The organism is Paraburkholderia acidiphila, from assembly GCF_009789655.1.
Classification (GTDB): Bacteria; Pseudomonadota; Gammaproteobacteria; order Burkholderiales; family Burkholderiaceae; genus Paraburkholderia; species Paraburkholderia acidiphila.
On the sequence record NZ_CP046909.1, the window covers coordinates 876,091 to 893,338 of the forward strand.

Here is a 17,248-nt window from a genome sequence, read left to right on the forward strand (position 1 = left end):
GGCGTCATCGATACGTCATCACGATGACGTCCAGAAGCCGTGCGCGGCGCGTTCTGGAAGCTCGCCAGAAGGTCTGCGAAAGCGCCGCGAAAGCCCGCGTGGTCTGGCTTTCGCGGTGTACGGGGCGCGGTTGTGAGTGTCATGAAGGTTGTAGTAGTGTCGTGCCGTTTCAGTCGAGGCAAGCCCAGTCGCGAGCCGCCGGCCGTCAGCTGCAACGACGGCGCGGGCGGTGCGTACCACCGCGGCATCGTCGCCGTGTCATCAACGCCAACGAAATTCTGTGTCCATGCGTCTTGCCCTTGTCGATCCGCCGTCCCTGCAGCACGTGCCACGCCTGTCCGGCGGCACGGACGCCATGGCGTCCGCTTTCCTGAAACCTGTCGCGGAGGGCGTCTGAATGGAGTTCAGCTTCAACCTGAACCGCACGGCCAACGCCTCGGCGTGGCGCGTGCTGCCCAACCGCTGGGACTTCGTGGCGTTCCCGCTGATGATCGGCCTGATCGCGATGGCGGCCGTGGGCTTTCACGAGACCATGGCGCCGATCGCCACGCTCAAGACCCAGGTCATCTCGCTCGATCCGGCCAATCTGCCCGAGTACGCGATGCGCACCACGCTGCGCATGCTGGCGGCGATGGTCGCCTCGCTGATCTTCACGCTCGTGTACGGCACGCTCGCGGCGAAGAGCCGGCGCGCGGGCGTGCTGCTCGTGCCGATTCTCGACATCCTGCAGTCGGTGCCGGTGCTCGGCTATATCTCGTTCACGGTCACGTTCTTCCTCGCGCTCTTTCCCTCGCGCGTGCTCGGCGCTGAACTCGCGGCGATCTTCGCGATCTTCACGAGCCAGGCGTGGAACATGACGTTCAGCTTCTACCAGTCGCTGCGCACGGTGCCGCGCGATCTGGATGAAGTCTCGCGCGGCTTTCACCTGACAGCATGGCAGCGTTTCTGGAAGCTCGAAGTGCCGTTCTCGATGCCGGGCCTCATCTGGAACATGATGATGTCGATGTCGGGCGGCTGGTTCTTCGTGGTGGCCTCCGAAGCGATCACGGTGGGCAATAACACGATCACGCTGCCGGGCATCGGCGCGTATCTGGCGCAGGCCATTTCGGAGAAGAACCTGCATGCGGTGGGCTGGGTGATCCTCGCGATGATCGTCGTGATTCTCGCGTACGATCAGTTCCTGTTCCGCCCGCTCGTGGCGTGGGCCGACAAGTTCCGCATGGAGAACACGAGCTCGGGCGACGCGCCGGAATCGTGGCTGCTCGACCTCATTCGCCGCACGCACCTCATTCATCAACTGCTAGTGCCGCTCGGCTGGCTCTTCGCCAAGGCTGCGCGCATGCCGATCCAGCTGCCGTCGTTTCCGAACGTGACGTTCGCCGCGCCTGTCGCGCGCGGGCGCGGCGGTATGCGCGCGCGCATCGGCGATGCCGTGTGGGCCGTGCTCGTGATCGCGCTGACCGTGTTCGTGGTGTGGCGCGTGGTGGCCTTCGTGCGCACGGGCGTGACGCTCGACGAGGTGTGGCACGTGCTCGGCCTCGGCTTCATCACGCTCTTTCGCGTGCTGCTGCTGATCGCCATCGCTTCGGTGATCTGGGTGCCGCTCGGCGTGCTGATCGGCCTGCGCCCGGCGCTCGCCGAAAAGGTCCAGCCGCTCGCGCAGTTTCTCGCGGCGTTCCCGGCGAATCTGCTGTTCCCCGTGTTCGTGATCGTGATCGTGCGCTTTCACCTGAACCCTGACATCTGGCTGTCACCGCTCATCGTGCTCGGCACCCAGTGGTATATCCTGTTCAACGTGGTTGCAGGGGCCAGCGCCTATCCGAACGACTACAAGGAAGCGGCGAAGAACTTCCGTATCCGCGGATGGCAATGGTGGCGCCAGGCCATGCTCCCGGGCATTTTCCCGTACTACGTCACGGGCGCCATCACGGCCTCGGGCGGCGCGTGGAACGCGAGTATCGTCGCGGAGTTCGTACAGTGGGGCGACACGAAGGTCGTCGCGCACGGCCTTGGCGCCTACATCGCGCAGATGACGGCGGCCGGCGACTACCCGAAGATCATTCTCGGCATTGCCGTGATGTCGCTCTTCGTCACGCTGTTCAACCGCCTCTTGTGGCGCCCGCTGTACACGTATGCCGAGTCCCGTCTGCGGCTCGACTGATCGACGACTGATCGAACAACGAATGATCGAAGGTAACGCGATGCAAAACCCCAAGACGCTGAGCGCCGCGCATGGCGATGTGCAGACGGCTCCGAACCCGCCGCGCCTCGGCGAAGAAATCCTGAACGTGAAGGACGTGTGCCGGGGCTTCAACAAGTCCCAGGGCGAACTGCTCGTGCTCGACGACGCCAACCTCCAGCTGCGCGAGGGCGAGATCGTCGGGCTGCTTGGCCGCTCGGGCTCGGGCAAGTCCACGCTGCTGCGCATCATCGCGGGCCTGATCTCGCCGACCTCCGGCGACGTCACCTGGCGCGGCAAGCCGCTCGAAGGGCCTGCCGAAGGCGTGGCGATGGTGTTCCAGACCTTCGCGCTGTTCCCGTGGCTCACCGTGCTGCAGAACGTGGAAGCGGGTCTCGAAGCGCAGGGCGTGGGCGCGCGCGAGCGCCGTGAGCGGGCGCTGGCCGCGATCGACCTGATCGGTCTGGACGGCTTTGAAAACGCCTACCCGCGCGAGCTTTCCGGCGGCATGCGGCAGCGCGTGGGTTTCGCGCGCGCGCTCGTGGTCGACCCGATGCTGATGCTCATGGACGAGCCCTTTTCGGCCCTCGACGTGCTGACGGCCGAAACGCTGCGTACCGATCTGCTCGACCTGTGGACGCAAGGCCGCCTGCCGATCAAGTCGGTGCTGATCGTCACGCACAACATCGAGGAAGCGGTGTTCATGTGCGACCGCATTCTCGTGCTGTCGTCGAATCCGGGCCGCGTGGTGGCCGAGATCAAGGTGCCGTTCAAGCATCCGCGCAACCGTCTCGACCCGGTGTTCCGCAAGCTCGTGGACGACATCTACGCGAAGATGACCGCGCGCCAGACCGGCGAAACCACGAAGAAGGGGCTGGAACTCGGCAGCTGGCTGCCGCGCGTGTCGACCAACCTGATGGCCGGTCTGATCGAAACGCTCGCGGCCGCGCCCTACCACGGCCGCGCCGACATGCCGGAAATCGCGCGCTCGCTGCATCTGGAAGTGGACGACCTGTTCCCGATCGCGGAAGTGCTGCAGAACCTCGGTTTCGCGGACGTGCGCGAAGGCGACGTGCTCCTCACGCCGCCCGCGCGCGTGTTCGCGGAATTCGGCACGCAGGAGCGCAAGATGATGTTCGCCGAGCATCTGCTGCGTCACGTGCCGCTCGCGGCGCGCATCAAGAAGGTGCTCAACGAGCGCCCGGGCCATCGTGCGCCGCGCGTGCGTTTCGAGCAGGAACTGGAGGACTTTCTTTCCGACGGCGCGGCGGAAGAAACGCTCGACACCGTGATCGACTGGGGCCGTTACGGCGAGATCTTCTCGTACAACGACCAGTCGGAAATCTTCAGTCTCGAAGACGTGGAGTCCTGAACGCTGCACTCGTCGCAAGAATGAAAAAACGGTCGCCTCGGCGACCGTTTTTTCTGCGGATAAGGACGGCTATTGCAGCGTGCCCCAGCGCTCCACCGCAGGCTCGGCCGTGGCCCACTTCCAGCCAGACTGATCCTGGCACGCGCTCGCGGTGAACCACTGCTCGGGCGAGTCGGCCTTGTCGCCGTCCTGCACCGAGAACACGAAGTCCTTGCAGAGCGTGAGCGCGTTGGAGAAGGCACGCGTCACGCGCACCTGGCCGTGGCCGTTCTCCACCGGCAACTGGTGCTTGATGCGCCAGAGGTCCATGCCGCCCACGGGCAGACGGCCGGCGGTTTCGGCGATCATGTCCTGCTGGTCTGCGTGCATGCTCTTCATGAAGCGGCCGACGGCTTCGTCGGTGGCCGCCTGCACGGCAATGCCCACGCCGATGCCCACCGCCGGATTTGCCGTGACGATGCCGGTGGCCGCCGCCGCCGCAGCGCCGCTCGCCGCGCCGATCGACGAGCAGCCGCTCGCGGCGAGTGCGATGCCCGCGCACAGCGCGGCCAACGCGATGAGCTTCACGGGGCCAGACGTCGACGAATCCGTTTCCACGTGCCGTGCGCGACGCGCGCGCGCGTTCATCCCATTCATTGCAGCGCACCCCAGCGGGCGGTGGCGGGTTCGGCCGAGGCCCACTTCCAGTTGTCGCCGTCGCGACACACCGAAGCGACGAAGAACGCGCTCGAAGCGGGCTTGTCCTTCGTGGCCTCCTGGTCGACGGAGAACACGATCTCCTTGCAGTCGAGCGCGCCGCTGCTGATCGTGCGGCTCACCGTGACGCGGCCATGCTCGTCGTCCTCGATCGGGAACGAGTGCGTGATCGACCAGGGCGCGACCGCGCCGACGTCGAGCGGACCCGCGGCCTTCGCGATGCTGTTCTGGGTGTTGGTATGGACGACGCGCTCGGAGTACTGCACGCCGGCCTTCGCCGCAGCCACGGCGCCAAGGCCGATGCCGGTCGCGACAGCGGCGTTGCTCGTCACTTTCGAGGCGACTGCCGCGCCGGCAATGCCGGCGCCCGTTTGCGCGCCTTCGGAATAGAGCGAACTGCAGGCCGAGCAAGCGAGGCTCGCCACCGTGGCGAGCAGCGTGAGCGACATGAGGCGTCGCCAGGGGGCGCAGGGGAGCGTGGGCACATCGGCAATCGTTCCGACGACCGCCGCTGACACGGATGGCGCAACGCGCGCCCGAGCACTTCGTTCTTGCATGATGATTCCCTGCCGCTTGCCGGATAGCGTCACGTTGCGCGCGCATCCAGCATGTTTTGCTTACTTAACGTGCTGCGGATTGTGCAACATGCGATTGTTAACGGGGATAGGTAAAGTGCAAGAAATTGCAAAAGGGCGTGCGCGGCAGGCCGATCTTTGATCGGTCGCCGCGCGCCTTGAGATTCGTCGCGCAACGATCGTGCCGCGAGGGCGGCACAGCGCGCGCGGCGTGGAGCAGGGCAATCAGGCTTCGTTCGTGTCCGGGTCGGCGCTCGCTTCGGCTTCGCCATCGTCGGCACCGTAGCTGCCGAGCCGGTTGTAGAGCGTCTTGAGGCTCACGCCGAGCGTACGTGCCGCGAGGCGCTTATCGCCACCGCAATACTTGAGCGTGCCGAGAATGATCTGCTTTTGCGCATCGGCGAGCGGCGTGCCGATCCATACGCTCATCGCGTCGCCCTGAGTGACAGGCTTCTTCACGCGCGGCACCAGTTGCGGGTGCGCAATCTCCACGACCTTTTCCGCAAGGATGAACGCGCGGTACACCGCGTTCTTCAGTTCGCGCACGTTGCCGGGCCACGACCAGTTGCGCACGGTCTCCAGGGCCCGTTTGCTGAAGGCCTTTTGCGCGCCTTCCTGGTCGTTCAGTTCGGTGAGGAAATGCTGTGCGAGCAGTTCGCGGTCGCGCTCGCGTTCGCGCAGCGGCGGTGCGCGCAGTGGAAACACCGCGAGCCGGTACATCAGGTCTTCGCGCAGGCAGTTTTCCTTCACGGCCGTCACGGGGTCGCGGTTGGTGGCGGCGATGATGCGCACGTCGCCGCGAATCGCTTCGTTGCCGCCCACCGGAAAGTACTCGCCGGTTTCGAGCGCGCGCAGCAGCTTCACCTGGTGCAGCAGCGACATCTCGGTGATTTCGTCGAGGAATAGCGTGCCGCCGCGCGCGTGCTCGAAGTGACCGTCGCGCGCCTGCACGGCGCCCGTGAAGCTGCCTTTTTCGTGGCCGAACAACTCGGCCTCGATCAGTTCGTCGGGAATCGCACCGCAGTTGACCGCGATGAACGGGCCGTCGCGGCGCTCGCTGTTCGCGTGGATCGTGCGGGCGATCAGTTCCTTGCCTGTGCCCGACTCGCCGACGATGAGCGCCGTGGCCTCGGTCACGGCCACGCGTTCGATCTGCGCATAAAGATCCAGCATGACCGCCGAGGAGCCGTACAGCAGGCCGTACGACTGCAGTCCCGCGACGCGCGTGTCGGCGTCCGGTCCGGCAGTGCCTGGGTTTGCGCGGGATCCACTGGTTCGTTTAGTGGCGGCGGGCGAGCCCGGCTCGATTGACGCCATAGGGATGTTCGTCCTGCAAAGGTAGTGCGGGGCGTTCTCTTCTGCGCGCATCGACATGCTTTGGCGCGCATCGGTGAACAGGCCCTGCGATCCGGGGCTGGCCGTCCAGGACAGGTGCGGAACTTGCCGCTCCGACGGCCGCGAGGTTTGCATCTCCGAAGGTTGCTCGGGGGTTGCTCGAGGTTTGCTCGTGTTCACGCGTGAACATTTAACCACTGCCTCGCCTGACAGGGCAATGGACCTGCCAGGCATCCGCGAACGAGGCGTGGCACGCAACCTGCTGCGGAACTTGCACAGGCTGGCGCCGTCTGCGTTATAGGGGCGGCGCTTTGGCCGCGCCCCGGCGATGCCACTTGAGCCAACTCGGAGTCAACTCGCGCGTCTTCCGTCTTTGACGAGGCGTATCTGGGAGAGAGCGATATGTCGAAGAACCGCAGCGGTTTGGTAGGAACCTTGGTGACCGTCGGCGCGCTTGGCGCCATGGCGGGCATGCTGGCCTGGCGTTTCTCCCAGCGTCATCGCCTGCAACGGCAGACCTTCTATCGCGACTTGAGCCGCTGGGAAGGCGAAGGCGGCTCGCTTGCCGATAGCGTGGGCAACGACGACGAGGCGCCGGAAATGGCGATGGCCGCAGGCGCACCGGGACACGGTATGAAGGGCCGGATAACCAATGGCGTGAATGGAGCGAACGGCATGCCCTGGCCGTTTCCGCATAGCTAGGCAGGCGTGGCCGGCGCCATGCGAGAGCCGTGCCCGCTGTCTCGAATAAGTCTATAATGGTCATATCAACAACAATCGAGGTTCGGACAGCCCGCGGCTGACGGTATTGTTGCTCAGTTGTAGCAAAACCGCGAATTTCAGGCGTTTTCCGTCTGGGGCGGTACGTTCGACCGTTTCGTACTCCACTGCAGCGCAATCACGTGCGTCGCGACTTCCGCGGCGCCGGGCAACCCTGCCCGGCGCGCATGCGAAGGGCGCGGCGCGCGCGCTTTGGAGCCACTCACCTATCAAGGCTGACGAGACGCGATGCCACATGTATTGATTGTCGATGACGATGCGCAAACCCGCGAGGCGCTGGCGGCCGTGGTGAGCGAAGACGGGCTCACCACCGCGCAGGCAGGCGACCTGCGCGAGGCGCGCATCCAGCTCGTGCGGCAGATGCCGGACGTGGTCTTCACCGACCTGAAGCTGCCCGACGGCAGTGGCACCGACCTTTTCGAGGATCTGGACCCGCGCTCGGGCGTGGAGCTCGTGGTCATCACCGGGCACGCGAGCGTCGAGACGGCCGTCGATGCGCTCAAGTCCGGCGCGATCGACTACCTGGTCAAGCCGATCAACCTTCAGCGCGTGAAGGCGATCCTGAACCGCCTGCCGCGCGCGGGCGACCTCAAGGCCGAAATCGGCACGCTGCGCGGCGAGTTGCGCCGCATGGGGCGCTTTGGCCTGATGCTCGGCAATTCGCCGACCATGCAGGAGGTCTACGACCAGATCAGCCGCGTTGCCCCCACGCCCGCTTCGGTCATGCTGGTGGGCGAGTCGGGCACCGGCAAGGAAGTGGCCGCGCAGACCATCCACCAGTTGAGCCTGCGGCGCAAGCACGAATTCCTCGCAGTGAACTGCGGGGCGATCTCGCCGAACCTGATCGAGTCCGAAATGTTCGGTCACGAGCGCGGTTCGTTCACGGGTGCGGACCGGCAGCACAAGGGTTATTTCGAGCGCGCGAACGGCGGCACGCTGTTCCTCGACGAAATCACCGAAATGCCGATCGAGTTGCAGGTGAAGCTGCTGCGCGTGCTCGAAACCGGCATGTTCATGCGCGTGGGCACGACCAAGGAAATCGAGACCGATGTGCGCCTGATCGCGGCGACCAACCGCGACCCGGAGCAGGCCGTTGCCGAAGGGAAACTGCGCCTCGACCTGTATCACCGCCTGAACGTGTTTCCGATCAGCCTGCCGCCGCTGCGCGAACGGGGCAAGGACGTGGAGCTGCTCGCCCAGGCGTTCCTCGACGAACTGAACGAGCGTCACGGCACGAAAAAGCAGTTTCCGCCGGCCGTGCGCGAAATGCTGGCGGCCTATCCGTGGCCCGGTAACGTGCGCGAGCTGAAGAACTACGTGCAGCGCGCGCACATCATGTCGGGCAACGACGGCGACTTTACGGCCACGGTGCCGCTGCAGATCTCGCTCTCGAAGCCGATTGCGGGCACCGCGGTCACGATCCCGTTCGGCACCTCGCTCGCCGACGCCGATCGCCAGCTCATTCTCGCGACGCTCGAGCAGTGCGGCGGCGTGAAGACGCGCGCGGCGGAAATTCTCGGCATCAGCTTGAAGACGCTCTATAACCGTCTTGTCGAGTACGGCAACGAAAGCGGCGGCAAGGGCGATGCGCCGGCGCGCGTAGCGGGCGCCTGAGCAACACTCGCGTGTGCGCCCGCGTGGCGCGCACGTGCGGGCGGTACGACGCTTGCAGTAAGAGTTTCGCGTCCATCATGAGGAGCGAAAGATGCCGAGCTGCCAATCCAGTGATGCCGTCCGCGTGGAGCCCTGGCTCGCACATACCCCGCAGCCCGACGAACCGCCGCCGGATCAGCCCGGCGAGCCCGACGTGCCGCCCATCGGCGATCCGCCGACACAGCCGGGCGAAGTGCCGCATTCGGTGCGTGCATCCGACCCTTCGGTCTCCTCTCGAATCCCTCATTCGCCAGGCGTATGGTTCGCTATGCGCGCTGCTGCTCGCAAGGCCCGCCGCAGTCATCGGATGAAGCGGATGGCTTTTATGTACTAGTTACAAAAGCCCCACCATTTTTACCGGCGAATTCACGCGGCGAACCCTAGACTATAAAAAAACGCCACCGCCGCGTGGCCGCCTTCCGCTGGAGGCATCGACATGAGACATCCTGCCTTGCGCCGCTCCGCTCGTTACACGGGCAAGCGTGGCCCGCGCGATTCGCAAGAGAAGAGCAGTCCTGTGCAGTCAGTCACGCCGGACCCCGCTGGCCAGAACCGCGCGGCCCCAGGCGTGCCGCCCGACGGCGAGCACAACCAAGGCGGGGCGCGGGCTGAGGGCATCGAGTACCAGCGCGATCTCGGCTCGGAGCAGGACGCCTGAGGCGCTTCGAACCGCCGCGCGCCGCGCGCTGTTTGCAGGCCGGGTTCCTGGCCTGACCGATCACCGGGGTATTGCGCACTTGCGTGCTTGCCGCGCGGAATTCGCTCGTCTGAGCGTCAATGAGAAAAGCTTTTTGCTCCAGACCCTGCCGAACCGGCACGCATCTTGCGTACGTACCTGAAGCATCGTCTTCGGACCCAACGAAACAGGAGGTAGAGCCGCAATGGGCAGACTGATCGTGGTATCGAATCGCGTTGCGCCGACCCAGGAGGGCCGTCCCGCAGCGGGCGGGCTCGCAGTCGGCGTATTGGACGCGCTCAAGGAAACCGGCGGTGTGTGGTTCGGGTGGAGCGGCGAAACGGTCGCGGAGCCGTCCGCACCGGTCATCGAGCAGCAGGGCAGCGTCACCTACGCGACGGTGGGTCTTACCCGGCGTGACTATGACCAGTACTACAAGGGCTTCTCGAATACGACGCTCTGGCCGACGTTCCATTACCGCAATGACCTCGCGCGCTACGAGCGCCAGGAGTACGGCGGCTACCTGCGCGTGAACGTCTCGCTCGCGCGTCAGCTGCAGCCGCTCATCGAGCCCGACGACATCATCTGGGTGCACGACTATCACCTCATTCCGTTCGCGCGCTGCCTGCGCGATCTCGGGGTGAAGAACCCGATCGGCTTTTTCCTGCACATTCCGCTGCCGGTGCCCGAAGTCATGCGCTCGGTGCCGCCGCACGAAGAGCTCATGAAGTTCATGTGCCACTACGACGTGGTCGGCTTCCAGACCGACGCCGACCGCCAGGCCTTCCTCGACTACGTCGAGCGCGGCGGCCATGGTACGGCGAGCGATGACGGTATGGTTCACGCGTGGGACCGCTTCCTGAAGGTCGGGGCGTACCCCATTGGCATTTATCCGGATGCCATCGCCCGCGCCTCCTCGCAGTTCTCCGACCGCAAGGCCGTGCGCAGCCTGCGAGAAGCCATGCGCGGGCGCAAGCTGATCATGAGCGTGGACCGGCTCGATTATTCGAAGGGGCTCGCCGAGCGCTTCCAGGCGTTCGAGCGTCTGCTGCAGAACGGGCCGGGCTGGCATGGCCGGGTCTCGCTCCTGCAGATCGCGCCGCCGACGCGCTCCGACGTGCAGACTTACCAGACGATCCGCCGCAATCTCGAAGGCGAGGCGGGCCGCATCAACGGGCGTTTCGCGCAGCTCGACTGGACGCCGATCCAGTACCTGAACCGCAAGTACGAGCGCAACCTGCTGATGGCGCTGTTCCGCGAGGCGCAGGTGGGCTATGTGGCGCCGCTGCGCGACGGCATGAATCTCGTGGCGAAGGAGTACGTGGCTTCGCAGAATCCCGACGATCCCGGCGTGCTGGTGCTTTCGCAGTTCGCGGGCGCGGCCGAGCAGATGCCGGGAGCGCTGATCGTGAATCCGTACGATCTGAACCAGACGGCCGAGGCGCTGGAGCGCGCGCTCTCCATGCCGCACGCCGAGCGCGTGTCGCGCTACAACGACATGATGGCGTCGCTGCGCGAGAACAATCTTTCGGTGTGGCGCGATACGTTCCTCGCCGACCTGCGCAGCGTCGCGACGGCGGCTTCGGTCACAGCCAGGGCGCGCAATGCCGCGCCAGCAGGGAAAACGTCCGCGCAGACGCCCGCAGCTGAGCAGGCGCCACGCGCAGCGAGCGCGTAGCGATGTAGAGGCGGCGTGCGCGCCGCCTTTGACCGACTCACGTTTTCTCGACGCAAATGCCTATGCGCGGCGGCCTTCGGGCCGCCGCACTTTTTTGCGTCCGCGCTTCGTACGCGGCGCTCAGATCCGCTGGCCGCCCGGCGCCGCGAACGGCATCGGTGCCCGGGTGGGATCGAAATCCGCCCAGTGGCCGTCGTGCCATTGGCCCGAGGCGCACTCGATATCGGCGGCGCCGCCGTCGCGCAGCAACTGCGCGGCGAGATCCTGATTCTCGTAGCAGACGTGCACGGAGAGCAGGACGCCATCGCTGCGCATTTCGCGGTGCACCCTCTCGTGGTGCGCCGCCATGTGTTGCGCGGTGGCTTTCGCGCCCACGCCCGCACCGATGCGCGCCCCGATCCAGGCGCCCACGCCGGCCGCGATCACGACCGTGGGCAGCGCCGCCGAGAACGCGCTGAAGAGCACCACGCCCACCACGGCGCCCGCCACCGCGCCAGCGGTGATATTGCGCGTGTGATGCGGCGGCACGCCGATGGCCCCGGGCGGCGCGCCTGCGGCGGGGTGCGTGTCGGGCATGGCATGGCGCGCATGCTGGCCGCGTGGATTGACGAAGAACAGGTTGACGTCTTCTTCGAGGAAGCCGCCCGCGTACAGCTTTTCGGCTGCGGCTTCGGCGGCGGGGAAGGTCGTGAACCGACCAGCGACGATCAGTGACATGGGAAGCCCCCTTTGCCTGGCACGGCAGGTTGACTCGCCGGGCGTGGCCGCGAATAGGGCTCGCCCTAAACCCATGTTAGTGCCTGCGCGCGCGCAGGGTTAGGCCGCGCTTAGCCCGGAGTCCTCGTCGCAGCGCCCGGCATCAGGCGCAGCAGGCTGACTACGGCCGCGACGGCGGAAAAGGCCGTCGCCACGTAGAGCGCCACGGTTGGCCCGTGTTGCGGCGCAATGCCAAAGATGAGCGCCACGAGCGCCGCACCGAGCGTTTGGCCTGTGAGGCGCGCGGTGCCGAGCATGCCGCTCGCGCCGCCGCTGCGCTCGCGCGGCGCGGAAGAAAGAATCTGCCGGTTGTTGGGCGACTGGAACACGCCGAAGCCTACGCCACACAGTGCCATACGCCAGCAGATATCGAACACCGTCGGATGCGCGCCGAGCGTGGCGAGCGAGAGCAAGCCAAGCGCGAAGAGCGCGAGGCCGATGCCGCCGAGCATGCCCGCCGGATAGCGGTCGGAGAGCGCGCCCGAAAGCGGCGCGGCGCCGATGATGACGAGCGGCCAGGGTGTCATGAGCAGGCCCGTGTCGACCTGCGAGAAGCCGAGGGTTTCCTGCAGCATGAAAGGCAGTGCGACGAACGCGAGCATTTGCGCGCAGAACGAACACACCGAGGTGCTGATCGACAGCGCGAACACGGGGTTGGCGAGCAGATCGACGGGCAACAGCGGCGCGGGCTGCGTGAGCTGGCGGCGCACGAAGAACCAGCCGATCACGATCGCGAGCACGAATTCGACCGCGACGAGGCGATTGCTTTCGCCGTGGCCGAGGCCATCGACGGCAAAGATCAGGAGGCCGAACACAATGGCATTGAGCACGGCGCTCAGGTAGTCGTAGGGCGCGGGATGGCGCTCGTTCACGGGCAGCGCGCGCAGACCCAGCGCGAGCGCGGCAATGCCGATCGGCACGTTGATCGCAAAGAGCCAGGGCCACGTCGCAATGGCGAGCACACCCGAGGCGAGCGTCGGTCCGACCGCCGAGGCGATCGCCACGACCATCGCATTGATGGCGACGCCGCGGCCCAGTTGCGCGCGCGGATAGATCATGCGCACGAGCGCGGTGTTCACGCTCATGATCCCTGCGCCGCCGAACCCCTGCACCATGCGCGCGAACGCGAGTTGGGGCAGCGTGGTCGCCAGCGCGCAGCCGAGCGACGCGATGGTGAAAAGCACCATGCCGGCCAGGTACACGCGCTTGTAGCCGATGCGGTCGCCGAGCGAGGCGAGCGGCAAGAGCGAGATGGTGACCGACAGCTGATACGCGTTGACGATCCAGATCGAGCTCGCCGCGCTCGCGTGAAGGTGCCGCGCGATGGTCGGCAACGCGACATTGGCGATCGCGCCGTCGAGCACGGCCAGTGTGATGCCGAGCGCGACCACGAGGATCGCGTAGTAGCGTTGTGGGAAGGGCAGGCCGTTTTCGATGTCGGCGGCGGAAGTGGCGGAGCGTTCGGAAAGCGTGGGCATCGATGGAAGAGGCGGCGCGCGATGGGCGTGCGCCGCCGGCTGGCGGTTGTTTTCTGGTGTTGTCTGGCGGCTTATTTCAGTTCGTAGAGCCCGACGTAGGTGGTCGAGTCGACTTCGTTCAAATGCGTCATGAAACGCGCCACCGCGTTGGTCGTTTCCGGCGTGACAGGCAGTTGCGCCGCCTTGAGCGCGTGCACGCGGAAGATATAGCGATGGGGTTTGTCGCCGCGCGGGGGGGCCGCGCCGCCGAAGCCGACCGTGCCGTAGTCGTTGCGCACTTGCACGGCGCCCTGCGGGAGCAGGCTGCCGTCGGGCTTGCCGGCGTTGCGCGCGAGCGAGCGCACGTCGGGCGCGATGTTCACCACGACCCAGTGCCAGAAGCCGCTGCCCGTAGGCGCGTCCGGATCGTAGACGGTGAGCGCGAAGCTTTGCGTGTCGGCGGGTGGTGCGTCCCACTGCAGCGCGGGCGAGACATTGTCGCCTTCGACACCGAAGGCCCGGTCGTCGAACTCCTGCGCCTTCGGCATGAAACCGTTGCTGGGAAAGTCATCGGACCAAAGTCGGAAATCAGCCATCGGTTGTCTCCTTCGCTTCGCGTTGTGGGACGGCGGCGCAAGCGCGCGTGGCGCGTCTTTTGTACGCAGCCGATCAATTGAGTTTAGCACTGCGGGCTGTTCAGCCAGGGGCAGCTTCGCAGCGAAACATGCGCGGCGCATCGGCTGGGTGTCGCGTTGGGTGTGGCGTTGGATGTCACGCTTGTTGCGATGGTGGCCGAGCCGCGATCACGAGCGCGCCTCGAACCATGCGGACGACTCGTCTTCGAGCCACACGGCAAGCCGTTCGACGACCGCCTGGGGATTGTGCTGCGCACCGCGTAACGCGCATTCCCAGACCACCGCCACACGCCAGCCTTGGGCCGCGAGCGCGGCGAGCGCCTTGGCGTCGTTCAGACGGTTGCGCGCGATCTTCTCGCGCCAGAACTCGGAGCGCGTTTGCGGCCATTTGAAGAGCGCGCAGTTGTGGCCGTGCCAGAAGCAGCCATGGACGAACACCACGGCGCGCCGTCGCGGCAGCACGATGTCGGGCCGGCCGGGCAGCTCGCGCACGTTCAGGCGAAAGCGAAAGCCGCGCCGGTGCAACAGACTGCGGATCAGCTTTTCGGGTTTCGTGTTGCGGCCGCGAATGCCGGACATCATCCGGCTGCGTGTCGCGGTATCGACGACGTCGACCATCGTCTGTCGCCTCGCTGCGGTTGGCTGTGAGTGGCTGCGGCGCGGCCGGTCAGCGGCCTCCCGCCGTGGCGCTCGCCGGTGCAGTGTTGCGCGATGTGCGCGTGGTGCGTGCAACGGCGGGAACAGGCAACACGTTCGCGGGAAGCGCCTCGCGCCGCGAGGCCAGCGCCGCATCGAGATGCGGCATCATCGTGCGCGCGACTTCGCGCATCACCGGCATGACCACGCTGTTGCCGAACTGGCGGTACGCCTGGGTGTCGCTCACCGGAATGCGGAAGGTGTCGGGCAGGCCCATGAGCCGCGCGCACTCGCGCGGCGTGAGGCGGCGCGGGCGCAATCCTTCGCCTTGATAGACGAGGATCTCCGAGCCGTCCTTGTGATAGCGCGCAGAAAGCGTGCGCGTGACGCTATCGGGGAACGCAAGGCCGAAGCCGAAGCCGTTGCCGGCCGCGCGGTGCTTCTCGGCGTATTGCTGCAGATACGCCCAAAGCCCCGGCGTGAGCGTGTATTTCGGCTGCACGTGTCGCGCGCCATGATCGAAGAAGCGCTCGCCGTCCCACGGCAGCAGCGGCTCGCAGCCATCGGTGCGATGCAGGATCGAGGCGAGCCGCGGGCCGTCTTCCGGCAGCGCGAGCGCATCCCATGAAAACGGCGTCGGCTCGCGAAAACCGACGATGATGATGCGCTCGCGATGCTGTGGCGTGAAATGACGCCCATCGATCACACGGTAGTGCACGTCATAGCCCAGTTCGTCGCGCAGCACCTGGAGGATCACGTCGAAGGTGCGGCCGCGGTCGTGCGAGACGAGGTTCTTCACGTTCTCGAGCAAAAACGCGGCGGGCCGCTTCTCGGCGATGATGCGCGCGACGTCGAAGAACAAGGTGCCTTGCGTGGTGCAGGCAAAGCCGTGCGGACGGCCAAGCGCGTTCTTCTTGCTCACGCCCGCGATCGAGAACGGCTGGCAGGGAAAGCCCGCGAGCAGGACGTCGTGATCGGGCACGTCGGCGGCGTCCACGGCCGTGATGTCGCCAATGAACGGATGGTCTTCGCCGTAGTTTTCCAGATAGGTCTTGCGCGAGAACGGATTCCATTCGCTCGTGAAGACGCACTCGCCGCCGTGGGCCTCGAAACCTTTGCGGATGCCGCCAATGCCGGCGAACAGGTCGATGAAGCGAAAGCGCGCCGTGCCGCCATTGGCGTGAACGCCGCCTTGCAGCAGCTCGCGCAGTGCGGCTTCGAGCATCGCGGGGCAGGGCGTTTCGCCCTTTTCCCAACGTCGCACGGTCTTCACGTCGCGGCCGACGTGTGTGGCGATCTGCTGTTGGGTGAAACGCTTGCGTGCCTGCTGAAGCAGGTCTCTCGGTTCGGCCGTGTGCACGGAGTCCTCGTTAGGGTATTTTTGCGGACATTATGACCGATGGTCGACCCGCGGCACCAGGAATTCCCGATGCGCGTGCACAGACGCACGCGGTGCAGACGAATGCCTGCGCGTGCGAGCGTCGAATTCAGTGGGGAGTCAGGAGTGTTGCGAGCCGGCGTTCGCCTGCTTCGGGAGCGCCGCGGAGGCAGAGGCGACGTTCAGCTCGTGCAGATCGAGGATCAGCAGCAGGCTGTCGATTTCGCACAGCTGCCCCTTGTTCACGTGGCCGGTGTCGAGCAGGCGGTGCAGCCGCTGGCGCCAGTAGTTCGCGGGGAGGATTGGCCCGCCGAAGTCGCCGGCGAGCGACAAGGGCATCACGCGACGAATGTGCGTGATATCCTGGTCTATGAGGTTCGACATCATATAACCGGCGGGGAGGGGACGCGGTGTGTCCATGAAGGCCATTACGGCACTATTTTTCCCTTCTTTAGGGAAAATATCTCAGTACTTACCCCTAATGCACCGATTATTTGTCGCTGCCTTGCTGTTTATTCGGCGGCCGGCGGCGTCGTGCCTTGCACCTGCGCGGCGCTTTCGAAGAAACGTCGCGTCGCTTCGAACGCGTTCAGCATCTGCTCGGGCCAGGGCGTTTGCAGCATCACGGCCTGATGGTTTTCGAACGCGGCGCCCAGTTGGCGCGCGAGTTCCGGCGAATTGAGATGGCGCAGCAGCACGCTCACGGCAATGGCGGTGGCCTGACTGGCCCCGGCCGTCTGCAGTTCGGAGGCGGTGAGGGCGGCGACTTGCTTGTTGATGTCCATGGAAAACCTGCTCGGGAAAGAGGGGGCGCGAATGCGCGAAAGAGACTGGGCGGGACGCGTGAACCGGCTATGGCTGCGGCCCGGCATGCTCGCGCGTCTGGTCCCCCTGGCAGGAATCGAACCTGCATCTAGCGCTTAGGAGGCACTTGTTCTATCCATTGAACTACAGGGAGCGCGCTCGAGCATGGCTCCGTTCGATCGCCATGTTTCCCAAGTGACCCGTCATGGCGCGGAGCGGCGCGCGAAGCGGTTCGGCCTTGCGGGTCCGAGCGATATCGCGACGCAGGGCCAAGAGTATAGCAAACGTGTTCGGGCGCGAAAATGACGCCCCATGGCCCCGGCGCTGCGTTTTGGGTCCCGCGTTGATCGCTCCCCGCGAGCCGGCGCAACGTGGCGCGATCAGAACTCGACGACGGCGAATTCCGGTTTGCCCACATCGCACAGCGGGCAGCGCCAGTCGTCGGGAATATCGTCAAAGCGCGTGCCGGCGGCGATCCCCTCGTCGGGCAGGCCTTCTTCTTCGTTGTAGATCCAGCCGCAGATCAGGCAGACCCAGCTCTTGTACTCGATTACTTCACTCACAGCGTGTCCTTCGTTCAGTCGATTTGATGCATGGCCCGTGATGCGCCCCTTTATCTAAGCTAAGGCAGGGCGCAG

Annotated in this window: 17 protein-coding genes and 1 tRNA gene; 6 read left to right on the forward strand and 12 right to left on the reverse strand. The window is 65.8% G+C overall.

Going from position 1 to position 17,248, the window contains the following annotated elements; genetic code table 11:
• Window positions 1-397: 397 nt before the first annotated feature.
• Both FAZ97_RS03915 and FAZ97_RS03920 read left to right on the forward strand, forming a co-directional pair.
• On the forward strand, window positions 398-2,161 hold the full coding sequence (locus FAZ97_RS03915) for an ABC transporter permease (RefSeq protein WP_158757281.1): 1,764 nt from the start codon (window positions 398-400) through the stop codon (window positions 2,159-2,161).
• 40 nt (window positions 2,162-2,201) lie between these two features.
• Window positions 2,202-3,551 carry an ABC transporter ATP-binding protein gene (locus tag FAZ97_RS03920; RefSeq protein WP_158759045.1) on the forward strand — a complete coding sequence of 450 codons (1,350 nt, stop codon included), beginning with the start codon at window positions 2,202-2,204 and terminating at the stop codon, window positions 3,549-3,551.
• A 69-nt stretch (window positions 3,552-3,620) separates the two neighbouring features.
• Here the strand turns inward: FAZ97_RS03920 and FAZ97_RS03925 are convergent, their stop codons facing one another.
• The 3 genes from FAZ97_RS03925 to FAZ97_RS03935 form a co-directional block, all read right to left on the reverse strand.
• On the reverse strand, window positions 3,621-4,178 hold the full coding sequence (locus FAZ97_RS03925) for a hypothetical protein (RefSeq protein WP_158759046.1): 558 nt from the start codon (window positions 4,176-4,178) through the stop codon (window positions 3,621-3,623).
• A 5-nt stretch (window positions 4,179-4,183) separates the two neighbouring features.
• Window positions 4,184-4,696, reverse strand: a complete 513-nt coding sequence (locus tag FAZ97_RS03930; protein WP_158757282.1) for a hypothetical protein — start codon at window positions 4,694-4,696, stop codon at window positions 4,184-4,186.
• Between the two features lie 351 nt (window positions 4,697-5,047).
• On the reverse strand, window positions 5,048-6,139 hold the full coding sequence (locus tag FAZ97_RS03935) for a sigma-54 interaction domain-containing protein (RefSeq protein WP_158757283.1): 1,092 nt from the start codon (window positions 6,137-6,139) through the stop codon (window positions 5,048-5,050).
• Window positions 6,140-6,559: 420 nt separating this feature from the next.
• Between FAZ97_RS03935 and FAZ97_RS03940 the strand changes: the two genes are divergently transcribed.
• The 4 genes from FAZ97_RS03940 to otsA all read left to right on the forward strand — a co-directional run bounded on the left by FAZ97_RS03940 (window position 6,560) and on the right by otsA (window position 10,944).
• Window positions 6,560-6,859 carry a hypothetical protein gene (locus FAZ97_RS03940; protein WP_158757284.1) on the forward strand — a complete coding sequence of 100 codons (300 nt, stop codon included), beginning with the start codon at window positions 6,560-6,562 and terminating at the stop codon, window positions 6,857-6,859.
• A gap of 306 nt (window positions 6,860-7,165) precedes the next feature.
• A complete protein-coding gene (locus FAZ97_RS03945) occupies window positions 7,166-8,551 on the forward strand; it encodes a sigma-54-dependent transcriptional regulator (protein WP_158757285.1) in 1,386 nt (461 codons plus the stop codon).
• Window positions 8,552-9,026: 475 nt separating this feature from the next.
• Window positions 9,027-9,248 (forward strand): hypothetical protein, encoded by a 222-nt coding sequence (locus FAZ97_RS03950; protein WP_158757286.1) that lies wholly within the window; start codon window positions 9,027-9,029, stop codon window positions 9,246-9,248.
• Window positions 9,249-9,471: 223 nt separating this feature from the next.
• The gene (otsA, locus tag FAZ97_RS03955) at window positions 9,472-10,944 is read left to right on the forward strand and encodes an alpha,alpha-trehalose-phosphate synthase (UDP-forming) (protein WP_158757287.1); all 1,473 of its coding nucleotides are present in this window, start codon (window positions 9,472-9,474) and stop codon (window positions 10,942-10,944) included.
• A gap of 120 nt (window positions 10,945-11,064) precedes the next feature.
• Here otsA and FAZ97_RS03960 read toward each other — a convergent pair whose 3' ends face one another.
• From FAZ97_RS03960 to FAZ97_RS04000, 9 genes are all read right to left on the reverse strand, one after another.
• Complete coding sequence (locus FAZ97_RS03960) at window positions 11,065-11,661, reverse strand: hypothetical protein (RefSeq protein WP_158757288.1); 597 nt, start codon at window positions 11,659-11,661, stop codon at window positions 11,065-11,067.
• Between the two features lie 110 nt (window positions 11,662-11,771).
• Window positions 11,772-13,178, reverse strand: a complete 1,407-nt coding sequence (locus tag FAZ97_RS03965) for an MFS transporter (protein ID WP_158757289.1) — start codon at window positions 13,176-13,178, stop codon at window positions 11,772-11,774.
• A gap of 71 nt (window positions 13,179-13,249) precedes the next feature.
• The gene (locus FAZ97_RS03970) at window positions 13,250-13,753 is read right to left on the reverse strand and encodes a YbhB/YbcL family Raf kinase inhibitor-like protein (protein ID WP_158757290.1); all 504 of its coding nucleotides are present in this window, start codon (window positions 13,751-13,753) and stop codon (window positions 13,250-13,252) included.
• A 207-nt stretch (window positions 13,754-13,960) separates the two neighbouring features.
• Window positions 13,961-14,410, reverse strand: a complete 450-nt coding sequence (locus tag FAZ97_RS03975; protein ID WP_158757291.1) for a very short patch repair endonuclease — start codon at window positions 14,408-14,410, stop codon at window positions 13,961-13,963.
• Between the two features lie 49 nt (window positions 14,411-14,459).
• Window positions 14,460-15,788, reverse strand: a complete 1,329-nt coding sequence (gene dcm, locus FAZ97_RS03980; protein WP_158757292.1) for a DNA (cytosine-5-)-methyltransferase — start codon at window positions 15,786-15,788, stop codon at window positions 14,460-14,462.
• A gap of 138 nt (window positions 15,789-15,926) precedes the next feature.
• A complete protein-coding gene (locus tag FAZ97_RS03985; RefSeq protein WP_407671792.1) occupies window positions 15,927-16,235 on the reverse strand; it encodes a hypothetical protein in 309 nt (102 codons plus the stop codon).
• A gap of 83 nt (window positions 16,236-16,318) precedes the next feature.
• Window positions 16,319-16,591, reverse strand: a complete 273-nt coding sequence (locus tag FAZ97_RS03990; RefSeq protein ID WP_158757293.1) for a hypothetical protein — start codon at window positions 16,589-16,591, stop codon at window positions 16,319-16,321.
• A gap of 98 nt (window positions 16,592-16,689) precedes the next feature.
• Window positions 16,690-16,764: transfer RNA gene (locus FAZ97_RS03995), tRNA-Arg, on the reverse strand.
• A gap of 226 nt (window positions 16,765-16,990) precedes the next feature.
• Window positions 16,991-17,173 (reverse strand): rubredoxin, encoded by a 183-nt coding sequence (locus tag FAZ97_RS04000; protein WP_158757294.1) that lies wholly within the window; start codon window positions 17,171-17,173, stop codon window positions 16,991-16,993.
• Window positions 17,174-17,248: the final 75 nt, after the last annotated feature.

What these genes read in the sequence shown, in the direction of transcription:
- FAZ97_RS03945 (WP_158757285.1), top strand. Translation starts at nt 7,166, where the DNA reads ATGCCACATGTATTGATTGTCGATGACGATGCGCAAACCCGCGAGGCG.
- FAZ97_RS03935 (WP_158757283.1), bottom strand. Translation starts at nt 6,139, where the DNA reads ATGGCGTCAATCGAGCCGGGCTCGCCCGCCGCCACTAAACGAACCAGT.
- FAZ97_RS03920 (WP_158759045.1), top strand. Translation starts at nt 2,202, where the DNA reads ATGCAAAACCCCAAGACGCTGAGCGCCGCGCATGGCGATGTGCAGACG.
- FAZ97_RS03985 (WP_407671792.1), bottom strand. Translation starts at nt 16,235, where the DNA reads ATGGCCTTCATGGACACACCGCGTCCCCTCCCCGCCGGTTATATGATG.
- FAZ97_RS03970 (WP_158757290.1), bottom strand. Translation starts at nt 13,753, where the DNA reads ATGGCTGATTTCCGACTTTGGTCCGATGACTTTCCCAGCAACGGTTTC.
- otsA (WP_158757287.1), top strand. Translation starts at nt 9,472, where the DNA reads ATGGGCAGACTGATCGTGGTATCGAATCGCGTTGCGCCGACCCAGGAG.
- FAZ97_RS03930 (WP_158757282.1), bottom strand. Translation starts at nt 4,696, where the DNA reads ATGTCGCTCACGCTGCTCGCCACGGTGGCGAGCCTCGCTTGCTCGGCC.
- FAZ97_RS03990 (WP_158757293.1), bottom strand. Translation starts at nt 16,591, where the DNA reads ATGGACATCAACAAGCAAGTCGCCGCCCTCACCGCCTCCGAACTGCAG.
- FAZ97_RS03915 (WP_158757281.1), top strand. Translation starts at nt 398, where the DNA reads ATGGAGTTCAGCTTCAACCTGAACCGCACGGCCAACGCCTCGGCGTGG.
- FAZ97_RS03975 (WP_158757291.1), bottom strand. Translation starts at nt 14,410, where the DNA reads ATGGTCGACGTCGTCGATACCGCGACACGCAGCCGGATGATGTCCGGC.
- FAZ97_RS03960 (WP_158757288.1), bottom strand. Translation starts at nt 11,661, where the DNA reads ATGTCACTGATCGTCGCTGGTCGGTTCACGACCTTCCCCGCCGCCGAA.
- FAZ97_RS03925 (WP_158759046.1), bottom strand. Translation starts at nt 4,178, where the DNA reads ATGAACGCGCGCGCGCGTCGCGCACGGCACGTGGAAACGGATTCGTCG.
- FAZ97_RS03965 (WP_158757289.1), bottom strand. Translation starts at nt 13,178, where the DNA reads ATGCCCACGCTTTCCGAACGCTCCGCCACTTCCGCCGCCGACATCGAA.
- FAZ97_RS03950 (WP_158757286.1), top strand. Translation starts at nt 9,027, where the DNA reads ATGAGACATCCTGCCTTGCGCCGCTCCGCTCGTTACACGGGCAAGCGT.
- FAZ97_RS03940 (WP_158757284.1), top strand. Translation starts at nt 6,560, where the DNA reads ATGTCGAAGAACCGCAGCGGTTTGGTAGGAACCTTGGTGACCGTCGGC.